Annotated in this window: 12 protein-coding genes; 5 read left to right on the forward strand and 7 right to left on the reverse strand. The window is 75.1% G+C overall.

Going from position 1 to position 11,198, the window contains the following annotated elements:
• Positions 1 to 3 precede the first annotated feature (3 nt).
• Positions 4 to 1,056: a lytic polysaccharide monooxygenase gene (locus tag ACIQUQ_RS18130; protein WP_403976773.1), complete on the reverse strand. Its 1,053-nt coding sequence runs from the start codon at positions 1,054 to 1,056 to the stop codon at positions 4 to 6.
• 201 nt (positions 1,057 to 1,257) lie between these two features.
• Here ACIQUQ_RS18130 and ACIQUQ_RS18135 point away from each other — a divergent pair, with 201 nt between their 5' ends.
• Positions 1,258 to 1,722 (forward strand): GNAT family N-acetyltransferase, encoded by a 465-nt coding sequence (locus ACIQUQ_RS18135; RefSeq protein ID WP_403976775.1) that lies wholly within the window; start codon positions 1,258 to 1,260, stop codon positions 1,720 to 1,722.
• A gap of 7 nt (positions 1,723 to 1,729) precedes the next feature.
• Here ACIQUQ_RS18135 and ACIQUQ_RS18140 read toward each other — a convergent pair whose 3' ends face one another.
• Both ACIQUQ_RS18140 and ACIQUQ_RS18145 read right to left on the reverse strand, forming a co-directional pair.
• Complete coding sequence (locus ACIQUQ_RS18140) at positions 1,730 to 2,239, reverse strand: DUF402 domain-containing protein (RefSeq protein WP_403976777.1); 510 nt, start codon at positions 2,237 to 2,239, stop codon at positions 1,730 to 1,732.
• Entirely contained in the window at positions 2,236 to 3,168 is a 933-nt protein-coding gene (locus ACIQUQ_RS18145) for a GNAT family N-acetyltransferase (RefSeq protein WP_403976779.1), read from the reverse strand. The genes ACIQUQ_RS18140 and ACIQUQ_RS18145 overlap by 4 nt, the downstream gene beginning before the upstream one ends.
• Positions 3,169 to 3,260: 92 nt before the next feature.
• Between ACIQUQ_RS18145 and ACIQUQ_RS18150 the strand changes: the two genes are divergently transcribed.
• Complete coding sequence (locus tag ACIQUQ_RS18150) at positions 3,261 to 3,629, forward strand: GntR family transcriptional regulator (protein WP_403977026.1); 369 nt, start codon at positions 3,261 to 3,263, stop codon at positions 3,627 to 3,629.
• 65 nt (positions 3,630 to 3,694) lie between these two features.
• Here the strand turns inward: ACIQUQ_RS18150 and ACIQUQ_RS18155 are convergent, their stop codons facing one another.
• Entirely contained in the window at positions 3,695 to 4,798 is a 1,104-nt protein-coding gene (locus ACIQUQ_RS18155; protein WP_403976781.1) for a DUF5925 domain-containing protein, read from the reverse strand.
• 197 nt (positions 4,799 to 4,995) lie between these two features.
• Here ACIQUQ_RS18155 and ACIQUQ_RS18160 point away from each other — a divergent pair, with 197 nt between their 5' ends.
• On the forward strand, positions 4,996 to 5,805 hold the full coding sequence (locus ACIQUQ_RS18160) for an SGNH/GDSL hydrolase family protein (RefSeq protein WP_403976783.1): 810 nt from the start codon (positions 4,996 to 4,998) through the stop codon (positions 5,803 to 5,805).
• A 34-nt stretch (positions 5,806 to 5,839) separates the two neighbouring features.
• Here ACIQUQ_RS18160 and ACIQUQ_RS18165 read toward each other — a convergent pair whose 3' ends face one another.
• Entirely contained in the window at positions 5,840 to 7,519 is a 1,680-nt protein-coding gene (locus tag ACIQUQ_RS18165) for a serine/threonine-protein kinase (protein WP_403976785.1), read from the reverse strand.
• Between the two features lie 291 nt (positions 7,520 to 7,810).
• On the opposite strand from ACIQUQ_RS18165, the gene ACIQUQ_RS18170 reads away from it, so the two are divergent.
• A complete protein-coding gene (locus tag ACIQUQ_RS18170) occupies positions 7,811 to 8,077 on the forward strand; it encodes a hypothetical protein (RefSeq protein WP_403666164.1) in 267 nt (88 codons plus the stop codon).
• A 57-nt stretch (positions 8,078 to 8,134) separates the two neighbouring features.
• On the opposite strand, the gene ACIQUQ_RS18175 is transcribed toward ACIQUQ_RS18170, so the two are convergent.
• Together ACIQUQ_RS18175 and ACIQUQ_RS18180 are read right to left on the reverse strand one after the other, a co-directional pair.
• Complete coding sequence (locus ACIQUQ_RS18175) at positions 8,135 to 9,331, reverse strand: CaiB/BaiF CoA transferase family protein (protein ID WP_403976787.1); 1,197 nt, start codon at positions 9,329 to 9,331, stop codon at positions 8,135 to 8,137.
• A gap of 167 nt (positions 9,332 to 9,498) precedes the next feature.
• The gene (locus ACIQUQ_RS18180; protein WP_403976789.1) at positions 9,499 to 10,722 is read right to left on the reverse strand and encodes a type ISP restriction/modification enzyme; all 1,224 of its coding nucleotides are present in this window, start codon (positions 10,720 to 10,722) and stop codon (positions 9,499 to 9,501) included.
• Between the two features lie 114 nt (positions 10,723 to 10,836).
• Between ACIQUQ_RS18180 and ACIQUQ_RS18185 the strand changes: the two genes are divergently transcribed.
• Positions 10,837 to 11,022 carry a hypothetical protein gene (locus tag ACIQUQ_RS18185; protein WP_403976791.1) on the forward strand — a complete coding sequence of 62 codons (186 nt, stop codon included), beginning with the start codon at positions 10,837 to 10,839 and terminating at the stop codon, positions 11,020 to 11,022.
• Positions 11,023 to 11,198 lie beyond the last annotated feature (176 nt).

Consider the following 11,198-nt stretch of genomic DNA (forward strand, 5'->3'; position numbering starts at 1 on the left):
GGGTCAGCGACCGTGGCGCCCGCCGCCGGTGACGGACCGGCGGCGGACCGTCGCGAACAGCACCGCCGCGCCGACGGCCAGTGCCCCGGCCCCGCCGACCGCGATCATCGGGGTGGCGGAGTCGCCACCCGTCTCGGCCAGGTCACCGGCCGCGGACGGGAGCGGCGAGGCGCCGCCGCCGTCGGCGTCGGGCGCGTTGGCGGCCGGCACCGAAGGGCTCGCCGACGGAGCCGGGGAGGCACCGGCACCACCGTGACCCCCGTGCCCGCCGGTCGCCGCACCGCCGCCGGCCGGCGGTGCGGACGGCGCCGGCGTCCTGGCACCACCCGTCCCGCCCGTGCCACCGGTGGCACCACCCGACGTACCACCCGTCGAACCGGCGGAACCACCGGAACCACCGCTCGTCCCCCCGCCACCGCCACCGCCACCGAACACCACGTCGGAGCAGGTGTAGAAGGCCTCCGGGCTGTCCGAGCGCTGCCAGATGCTGTAGATCAGGTGCCGGCCGGACTTCCGCGGCACCTTGCCGGTGAACACGTAGTCCCCGCCCTGCATCCGCGGGTCGGTGACCTTCGCGAACGGCTTCGACTCCAGGTCGGACCACTTCAGCGGCCGCTTCGGGTCGTACCCGTCCCGGGTGATGTACAGGGCGAACGAACCGCGGTGCGGGGCCGTCCCCCGGTAGTGGAACGTGTGCGTACCGGGCGACATCCGGCTGGCCGGCCAGTCGGCCCGGGCCAGGTCGAGACCCCGGTACTTGTCGTTGCCCGCGGAGCACAGCTTCCCGTCCGGGATCAACGACCGGTGCTTCCCCGCGGCGTTGGCGATGTTGACGCCGTTCCAGTCGTAGAGGGGCTGCGTCCCGCCCGCCGCCACGGCCGCCTTGCAGGCCGCCGACTTCGGCGCCTCGGGCCCTTCCGCGTGGCAGGCCGCCACCCGGCTCACCGGATCGGTCATCGATCCGTGCGCGGCGGCGGTACCCGCGGGCACCAGCGCCAGCGGTCCGGCGGCGGCCAGCGCGGAAAGCGCGAGGGCGGTACGACGGCGAGCGGTCATGGGGCTGATCTCCTTGAGGGCGGCGCACGGGACGACGGACGGGACCGGGTCGTACGGCGCCGCACCCCGTACGCGCGGCGCCGCGACCCATCCCGTCGCGAACAGCAAGCTAGCCCCGGAAAAACCCGAAAACCGCCTGCTTAAGCGGCGGGAGAGAGATCTTTAGGATGGGCTTAAGGAAAGACCGGAAAGGGGAGCGGGATGAGTTCCGCAGCGGGGCCGCGAGCGGCCGTGGCCGGCGATGTCGAGGCCGTGCGGGCGGTGACCGATGCCGCGTACGGGCACTACGTCGCGCGGATCGGGATTCGGCCGGCCCCCATGGATGCCGACCATGCGGCGGGGATCGCCGCAGGGCACGTCCACGTCACCGGCACCCCCGTGTCCGGTGTCGTGGTCCTCGTGCCCCGCGGCGACCACCTCTTCCTCGACAGCATCGCCGTCCACCCCGATGCCCGCGGCACCGGACTGGGGCGGCAGTTGCTGGAGTACGCCGAGGAGCGGGCGCGGGCTCTCGGGCTGCCCGAGATCCGGCTCTACACCAACGCCCTGATGTGGGAGAACCAGCGGCTCTACCCGCGCATCGGTTACGAGTTCACCGAGCGGCGCGTCGACGGGGTGTACGACCGGTTGCACTACCGGAAGTCGATCCCGGCGAAAGCTGATTGACGACCGGTCAGTCGATCAGCTGCCAGAACTTGCCCAGGCGGGCCAGGAGTTCCAGTTCGTCCAGCGCGTCCGCCGCCTCGGACGCCGCCTCCGGGTCGCGCTCCGCCAGACCGCTCGCCGCGAACTCGTCCTCGTCCAGGCGCAGTACGGCCGACGCGTCGGCCGAGACCCACAGGTCCAGGTCGAGGTCCTCCGCCACGATCCGCCCGTCCCCGACCACCGCGGGCCGGGTGACGTCGCAGTACCAGCCCTTCAGCACGCCCTCGCCGCTGCGCACCTCCTTGACCGCGTACCAGCGGTCACGCCAGAAGTGCTCGGTGAACACGTCCCCCGGCTCGAACCGCACGAAGCCGAAGTCCCGTACGCCGTCGGCCGCCCAGGGCGCACGGACGGTGATCCGCAGCCCGTCGTCGGCGACCACCTCGGCCGGGTACGCCAGCTTCTCCCGGCCCGCCTTGACCAGGCTCACCGTCAGGGTGCCCCCGGCCGCGAGGACCGCCGTGCTGCCGTCCGTCACGATCCGCCCGCCTCCTTCACGTACCGCGCCTCCGTGGCGCAGACCTCGTAGCCGAACCATCGGTTGATGGCCAGCATCGGACCGTTCTCCGCGTCGTTGCCGGTGAACGCCTCCCGGTAGCCGGCCTCCCGGGCCAGGTGCAGCGAGGCGTTCTTGGCGAGCTTCGCCAGGCCCCGGCCCCGGTACGCGCGCCGCGTGCCGGTCATCGCCGTGCCGTAGCGGTCCACGCCGTCCGTGCGGGCCGCGCTGAACGACGCCACCTCGCCGTCCACGACGGCGGCCACGGTCAGTTCGCGGTCCAGCGTCGGGTCCGCCCACACCGTCCGCAGCCAGTCCTCGTAGTCGGACATCTCCGCGCCGATGTCGCCGGGCTCGTCCCCGGTGGCCTCCGCGTCCGCCTCGTACAGCGGCCGCGGGTCGTCCGCGAACACCGAGGCGGGCACCAGCTCCACCCCCGGCGGCGGCGTCGCCTCCTCCGGCAGTCCCCCGGTCAGGTCCAGCCGCAGGAAGTGCGCCGAGCGCCGCCGCTCGTACCCGCGGCGCACCGCGTACGCCGTGTGCGCGGGCTCGTCCAGCACCCAGGAGAACAGCGCGGAAGCACCCGCCTCCGTCAGGTACTCCTCGCCGGCCCGCAGCAGCGCCGTGCCGGCGCCCCGGCCGCGGAAGGCCGGGTCGACGTACGGGTTGACGAAGGCGCGGCCCGGCTCGGGGCTGTCGTACGCGAAGCCGGCCTGGGCGGTGCCCACGACCGTGCCGTCCACCTCGGCGACCAGCACGCGGAACCGCGCCTCGGGCGGATGGCACACCGCCTCGAAGGCGATGCCGGCCGGGGTGGCGATCATGAAGGGCAGGGCCGCGCGCCGGACGCGGACCACGGCCTCGGCGTCGGCCGGGTCGTCGGAACGGAGATCACGGATGAGTACGGTCACGTGAGGGGACGTTACGTGCGAACCCGGGCGCGACGCCTGCCATTTTCCCGCCGGTGGGCCACAATCGCCGCGTGACCCCGAAGAACGTCCAGATGCACGTGAAGATCACCATCGATCCGGCCGCGGCAGCGGCCCCGTACGAGCAGCTGCGCGCCCAGATCGCCGACCAGGCCCGCTCGGGCCGCCTGCCGGTCGGGTTCAAGCTGCCGACCGTACGCGGCCTGGCGGAGGAGCTGGGCCTCGCAGCCAACACGGTGGCCAAGGCCTACCGGGCCCTGGAGACGGACGGGGTGGTGGAGACCCGCGGCCGCAACGGCACGTTCGTCGCCGCCGCGGGGGACGCCGCCGCACGGGAGGCGGCGGCCGCCGCGCAGGCGTACGCCGAGCGCGTGACGCGTCTCGGCCTGGACCGGGAGTCCGCGCTGGCTCTCGTACAGGACGCCCTGCGAGCCCTCGGCTAGCCAGTCTCGGAGGTACGGGCGCCCCTCTCGGAGGTGCAGGCCCCTCTCGGAGGTGCAGGCCCGTCTCAGAGGTACAGGCCCGCGTCCGCGCCCTTGTCCTGGGCCGGTACGGAGGCCGGGCCGCTGCCGCGGCGCAGCGCGAACAGCTCGGCCAGCGTGGCCCCTTCGCGGGAGACGCCCTCCTCGGTGCCGAGCCAGTCCACCGACTCGCGGTGGGTCAGCCGGCCGACCTCGATGCGGGCCAGGCAGCGGCCCGGGCGGACGACCGCGGGGTGCAGGCGCTCCAGGTCCTCGTTGGTGGTGACCCCGACCAGGACGTTGCGGCCCTGGCCGAGCAGGCCGTCGGTGAGGTTCAGCAGCCGGGACAGGGCCTGTCCCGCGGTGTGCCGGGCCTCGCCGCGGATCAGCTCGTCGCAGTCCTCCAGGAGCAGCAGGCGCCAGCGGCCCCGGCTGGTGCCCTCGTCCTCGCCGATGGCGATGTCCATCAGGTAGCCGACGTCGTTGAAGAGCCGCTCGGGGTCCAGTACGCAGTCCACCTGGCACCAGTCCCGCCAGGACCGGGCGAGGGTGCGCAGGGCGGAGGTCTTGCCGGTGCCCGGCGGTCCGTGCAGCAGGAGCAGCCGGCCCGCGATGTCGTCCGGGGTGATCTTCATCAGCCGGTCCATCGCCTCGGCCACCGGCGCGGTGTAGTTGGGGCGGACCTCGGCCCAGGTGCCGGCGCCGATCTGCCGGGTGGTGCGGTGCGGCCCGCGGCGCGGCGACACGTACCAGAAGCCCATCGTGACGTTCTCGGGCTGCGGTTCGGGCTCGTCCTGCGCGCCGTCGGTGGCCTCGCCGAGGACGGAGGCGGCGAGTTCGTCGCTGACGGCGGTGACGGTGACGTCGGCGCCGCGGTTCCAGCGCGAGACGAGGACGGTCCAGCCCTCGCCCTCGGCGAGGGTGGCGCTGCGGTCGGTGTCGCGGGCGGAGCGGACCACCTTCGCGGCGGGCGGCAGGAGGGTGGCCCCGGGTTTGACGCGCTCGATGGTCACGCTCTGGGAGTACGGCTGCTCGCCGTTGGCGAACCGCCCCAGGAACAGGGCGTCGACCACGTCGGAGGGCGAGTCGCTGTCGTCCACGTTGAGCCGGATCGGCAGGGCGTGCCGCGGGTCGCCCGGGGTGTCTGACATGGTCGCCATGATCCGGCACGAACTCCGCCCGCGCACCCGGGTTTCGCCGGTTCGGCCGCCGAACACGAGTGCCCAAACCCCGGTCCGGTGAAGGTTCCTCCGCAATCCTCCGCGCAACATTCTTGGCATGGACACTTCCAGCGGGTGGGCTCCGGCGCTACGAAAAAAGGGGCAGAAGTCCTGCTAAGGGAGGGTCCATGAAACTGTCCCGACTCGCGGCGTCCTCAAGCTCGTTGCTCCTCGCCGCGACCGCCGCCCTCATGGGCGCGGCACCGGCCTCGGCCGCCTCCGAGGCCGCTTCCACCGACTACGTGGCGCTCGGCGACTCGTACTCCTCCGGCGTCGGCGCCGGCAGCTACGACAGCGCCAGCGGCAACTGCAAGCGCAGCACCAAGGCCTACCCCCGCCTGTGGGCCAACGCGCATTCACCCTCGACGTTCGCGTTCACCGCCTGCTCGGGCGCTCGTACGGGTGATGTCACGGCGGGCCAGCTCGGCCCGCTCAACTCCGGCACCGACCTCGTCAGCATCACCATCGGCGGCAACGACGCCGGCTTCTCCGACGTCATGACCACCTGCGTCCTCCAGTCCGAATCCAGCTGCCTCAGCCGCATCGACCAGGCCAGGGCCTACGTCGACACCACCCTGCCCGGCAAGCTCGACCAGGTGTACTCCGCCATCCGCGGCAAGGCCCCGGCCGCCCGCGTCGTCGTCCTCGGCTACCCCCGCTTCTACAAGCTCAACGGCACCTGCACCAGCGGGCTCTCCGAAACCGAGCGCAAGGCCATCAACGACGCCTCCGACTACCTCAACAACGCCACCGCCAAGCGCGCCGCCGACCACGGCTTCACCTTCGCCTCCGTCGTCGGCTCCTTCACCGGCCACGAGATCTGCTCCGGCAGCGCGTGGCTGCACAGCGTCAACTGGCTCAACATCGGCGACTCGTACCACCCGACCGCCGCCGGACAGTCCGGCGGCTACCTGCCGCCGTTCAGCTCCGCGGCCTGAGAACCGGCCCCGCCGCCGGCACGGCCCCGGATCCCTACGAGGGACCGGGAGCGGGCGAGCCGGACGGGCCGTAGGTAGGGGAGACCCCGCCCGTCGGGGTCTCCGTGTCACATGTCACCGTGTACGCCACCCACGCCGACTCCCCGCGCACCGGCAGCCGCACCTCCAGCCGGACCGCGTCCTCCACCACGTCCCCGGGCCGCAGCCCCGACACCGCGTACGCGAACGTCCGCGACCGGCCCCCGTCCACCCCGTACACCTCGGCCTGCCAGCCACCCGGGGCGTGAGCGGAGCTCCGCGTCACCCACCGGTACTCGACCCGCGCCGGCAGCCGCACCACCTCGACCGTGCCCGTGAACTCCGGCCCGGCCCCCGAGGGCGGCGGACAGGGCCCCGCGTAGTGCGCGCGCACCGCGTGCACCGACACCCGGACGCCCTGCCCCGGCGCCGTGGTGCCCCCGCCCGCGCTCGGCCCGGGCGGCGACGCGGACGAGGGCGGCGCACCCGTCGTCGCCCCGGGCACGGTCGCCGGGGCACTCGTCGCCCCGCCGGAACCCCCGGAGGACCCCGCACCGTCCCGGTGCGTCCGGTCGTAGACCACCCAGGCCAGCGCGGCCAGTCCCAGCAGCAGGACCAGGATCCCCGCGGTCAGCACCGCCCCGGCCCGCGACCCCCGCTCCGGCTCCCCGCCCGGCAGCGGCCCGGGCGGGCCGAAGCCCCCGCCGGGCCCGCCCGGGCCACCGGCACCCCTGCCCGCACCGCCCGCCGCCGTCCCGGCACCCACCGTCGGCGCGTCCGCCGACGCCCCCGAGGCCCGCGGCGGACCGCCCCCGGGCCCCGACACCGGCCCGCCCGACGCCCGTACCGAACCCCCCGCGCCCACGATCCGCAGCATCCGGGCCGCCTCGGCCGCCGACAGCCGATCCGCCGGCTCCTTGCGCAGCAGCCCCTCGATCACCGGGGCCAGCTCCCCGGCCCGGCGCGGCGGCGGCAGCTCCTCGTCCACCACCGCGCGCAACGTGGCCAGGGGGGTGTCCTGCCGGAACGGCGACACCCCCTCCACCGCCGCGTACAGCAGCACGCCCAGCGACCACAGGTCCGACTCGGGACCCGGCTCCCGGCCCAACGCCCGCTCCGGGGCGAGGAATTCGGGAGAGCCCACGACCTCGCCGGTCATCGTCAGCGCCGAACTGCCCTCCAGGCGCGCGATCCCGAAGTCGCCCAGCACCACCCGGCCGTCGTTGGCCACCAGCACGTTGGCCGGCTTCACGTCCCGGTGCAGCACCCCCGCCTCGTGCGCGGCACGCAGCGCGGTCAGCACCTGCTCGCCGATGTGGGCCGCCCGGTGCGGCGGCAGCGGGCCCTCCGCCTCCAGCACCTCCGCCAGCGACAGACCCCGGACCAGCTCCATCACGATCCACGGCCGTCCGTCCTCGGTGACCACGTCGTACACCGTGACCACCCCGCGGTGCGACACCCGGGCCGCCGCCCACGCCTCCCGCTCCAGCCGCGCGTACATCCGCCGCACCTCGGCCTCGTCGAGGCCCGCCGGCGCCCGCACCTCCTTGACCGCCACCTCGCGGCCCAGGACCTCGTCACGCGCCCGCCAGACCACGCCCATCCCGCCCCGGCCCAGCGGGGCCAGCAGGCGGTACCGGTCCGCGACCACACGGTCGCGCCCACCACTCGGAACTCCGCTCACGCGAGCCCCCATCCTCCGCCTGCCACCGGTCGGTGGCGGTGCCTCCAGGGTGATCACTCCACGTTAGCCCTCCGTGCCGTTCCTGCCACCCCACGTCGCCGGAACTGCCGACAACTCCCGCAAGAGGGCGCCGAATTCGGCCCGAAGGCCGATTGTGTTCGGAGAGTAACGGTCGAATTCGGTGAGTGACCGTCAAACCTGGTGAGTGCGTGGTCAATCACCCCTCCCGGGATACCGCACTGCGATACGGGGACGATAGGGTTAACCTGCCCGGGCCGGGCCCTCGTACGGGTGGGGAGAGACATGGAACAGATAGCAATGCGCAGCAGGCCGCCACGCGTGCCTGCCATCACCTGCGGCAGCAAGGCGACCAGCACGCGCCTCGACCGACACCTCGCCGTGCTGGGTGGCCCCGCCATCCCGCAGCGCGAGGCCGCCGAGGCCACCCTGCTGATGCGCGAGCTGACCACGCGCGACCGCACGCACGGCCACCGGAGCAGGAGCGCGCGCGTCTCGCTCTTCGCCCCGCTGCGCCGCCTGCGCCGCTCGCTCTTCGGCAGCCGCGGCTGACGCGGCACCGCACCCGCCCCCAGCCCCCGCTGGGGGACCCCCGTCCGGCAACCGGCCTCAGGCGACCACACCGTCCCGGCGCAACGCCGTGATCTGCGCGTCCGCCATCCCCAGGGCGCGCAGCAGCGCATCGGTGTGCTCGCCGAGCGCGGGAACCGCACCCATGCGCGCCTCCGCACCGCCCGGCAACCCGATGGGCGGCAACAGGGCGCGCAGCGGTCCGGCCGGCGAATCCACCTCCCGCCAGCGGTCACGGGCCGCCAGCTGGGGGTGCGCGGCCAGCTCCGCCACCGAGTTCAGCCGCGCGCACGCGATCCCGGCCGCCTCCAGCCGCCGCACCGCCTCGTCCGCGTCCAGCGAGGCCAGCGCCTCCGCCACCACCGCGTCGGTCTTCTCCCGGCGCCCGGTACGCGCCGCATTCGTCGCGAACTCCGGATCGTCGGCCAACTCCGGCCGCTCCAGCACCTGTTCGGCCAGCCGCCGCCACTCCCGGTCGTTCTGCACCGACAGCAGCACCTGCCCGCCGCCCGCCGTGCCGTAGGCGTCGTACGGCGCGATCACGGCATGCGCCAGACCGGTCCGCTCCGGCTGCCGGCCGCCGTGCATCGTGTGGTGCAGCGGGTGCCCCATCCACTCGGCGAGCGCGTCCAGCATCGACACCTCCACCGGGCCGCCCCGCCCCGTGGTGCCCCGCCGCAGCAGCGCCGCGAGCACCCCGGAGAACGCGTACATCGCCGCCGCGATGTCGGCCGCGGGGATACCGGCCTTGACCGGCCGGTCCGGCGTGCCGGTCACCGACACCAGTCCCGCTTCACACTGCACCAGCATGTCGTACGCCCGCTTGTGCGCGTACGGGCCCTCCGCCCCGTACCCCGAGACGTCCACGGCCACCAGCCGCGGGTGCCGCGCGCACAGCGCCGCCGCGTCCAGCCCCAGCCGGGCGGCCGCGCCCTGGGCCAGGTTCTGCACGAACACGTCGGCGCCGGCCAGCAGCCCTTCGAGGACCTCCAGGCCGCGCGGGTCCTTCAGGTCCAGGGCGATGGACTCCTTGCCGCGGTTGGCCCAGACGAAGTGCGAGGCCAGGCCCTGCGCGGCCGTGTCGTAGCCGCGGGCGAAGTCGCCGCCGTCGGGGCGCTCGACCTTGATCACCCGGGCGCCGAGGTCCGCGAGCTGGCGGGTGGCGAAGGGGGCCGAGACGGCCTGTTCGACGGCGACGACGGTGATGCCGTCGAGGGGGAGGGGCTCGATGCTCATGGCAGGCACACCTACCTCCTCGGACCCCGGCTTGTCACCCCTCGACGGCGGACCGGAAGCCACTCGACCGCGAGCCGGGCCCCGCTCGACCGCGGACCGGAGCCTCCTGGACGCCGGCCGGAGCCCCCTCGCCGGCTGGCGGAGCCGGCCGGGGCCGCGGCCCCCCGCTAGAGCAGCGCGAACTGCCCGTCCGGGCCTTCCTCCTGGTGGTCCAGGACCGAGGCCGGACGGCGGGCCCACGGCGGGGGAGGCAGGACGCCCGCGGCGCGCAGCGCCGCCGCGTCCGGACCGGGGGAGCCGTCCAGCGCCCCGGCCAGGGCGGCCCGCTCCGGGGCCCGTTCCGCCAGCAGGGCCAGCACGGTCACCAGGGACAGCAGCTCCGAGGTCCACTCCTGAGGCCAGGCCGCCGGCCCCAGCGCCTCCAGCCCGTCCGCGCCCCGGTGCGCCACCCGGCGCTCGAACCACCGCTCCAGCACCCGCACCCCCGACACCTCGAACTCCCAGGCCCCGGCCGGCACGGGCGAGATCTGCCCGGTGCCCAGGTGCAGGGTCTCCGTCTCCGGGTCGTACGCCGGGGGCTCGGGCCACGAGGGGACCGCGGCCCGTACGTACGGCCGCCGGCCGCCCGGCAGCCGGGGCACCTCGCCCCCGCGCGCGCCCCGCAGCTGGAGGGTCAGCAGCTCCCGGCCCAGCTCCACCCCCGCCCGCCACGTCCCGGTGCCGGCCGGCAGCGGGACCACGGCACCCGACGGGCCGGGCCGGGCGGCGGCCAGCGCCCAGGCCAGCACGTCCTCGGGTGTGACATTGCACTGGTACACGTCACACAGCAATGCCACCAGCCCCGGCGCCAGGTTCGGCTCCCCGCCCCCCGGCCGCCGGTAGAGCGGCCGGATCCGCCCCGGCCGCCCACCCGGCGAGCGGCCCTCCGGCAGCAGCGCCCCGGCCAGCAGGGCGGGTCCGGCCGACTGGCTCACGTACCCCGGCTCCAGCACGAACAGCTGGCGGTCGTCCGCGATCCGCCACAGCTCCGGCCGCGCCACGTCGATCAGCCGGTGGTCCGGCAGCAGCCACTGTTCGTCGAACGGCTCGTGCAGCACCCGCACCGGCTCCGGACAGGGCCCCGCCTCCCGCGCCAGCCGCACGGTCCCGGTGGACTGCCCGGGCAGCGCCGCCACCCCGGCCCGCACCCCGCGCGCCCGGCTCGGCCGGAACAGCCGCTCCCGCTCCGCCCCCTCGGCCGCCACCAGCGCGTCCCACCGCGCCCGCAGCGTCCGTGCGTCGGGCGCCAGCACCCACGACCGGCCCAGCCGCAGCGGCGGCACCGACCACGGCATCAGATCGTCCAGCAGGGGCGCCCCGGCGGGCTGCGGCTCGTCGCTCACGCCAGGCATGCTAGCCGCGGTCACCGCTCCACCGGCCCCACCCGAAGAGGCGCGCTAGGCTCCATATATACGCAAATGTGCGCACGGGGGACCGCGCCCGCGCGTACGGGCGAGGAGGCAGCCATGAGCCAGTACGACGAGTACTCCACCCCCTCCCAGGCGGAGGGCGAGCGGCTCGACGAGGACATGGACGAGAAGGAGCGCAAGCAGCGCGCGCACCCGATGACGACGCGCACCACCCCCTCGCAGGCCGAGGGCGAGCGCAGCGCCGACGAAGAGTCCCGACGCCCCGAGGACCCGAAGACCTGACGGACCCGACGGACCTGGAACCCGACCGGACCTGACGGACCCGACGACGGGTCCCGCATCGCGCGGCGGGGGCCCGCCCCCCCCCGGGGGGGGGGGGGGCCCCCCCCCCCCCCCGGCCCCCCGCCCCCCCCCCCCGCCCCCCGCCCCGCCCCCCCCCGCCCCCGGGCCCCCCAGAC

It is taken from the genome of Streptomyces sp. NPDC101118 (genome assembly GCF_044759445.1).
GTDB lineage: Bacteria > Actinomycetota > Actinomycetes > Streptomycetales > Streptomycetaceae > Streptomyces.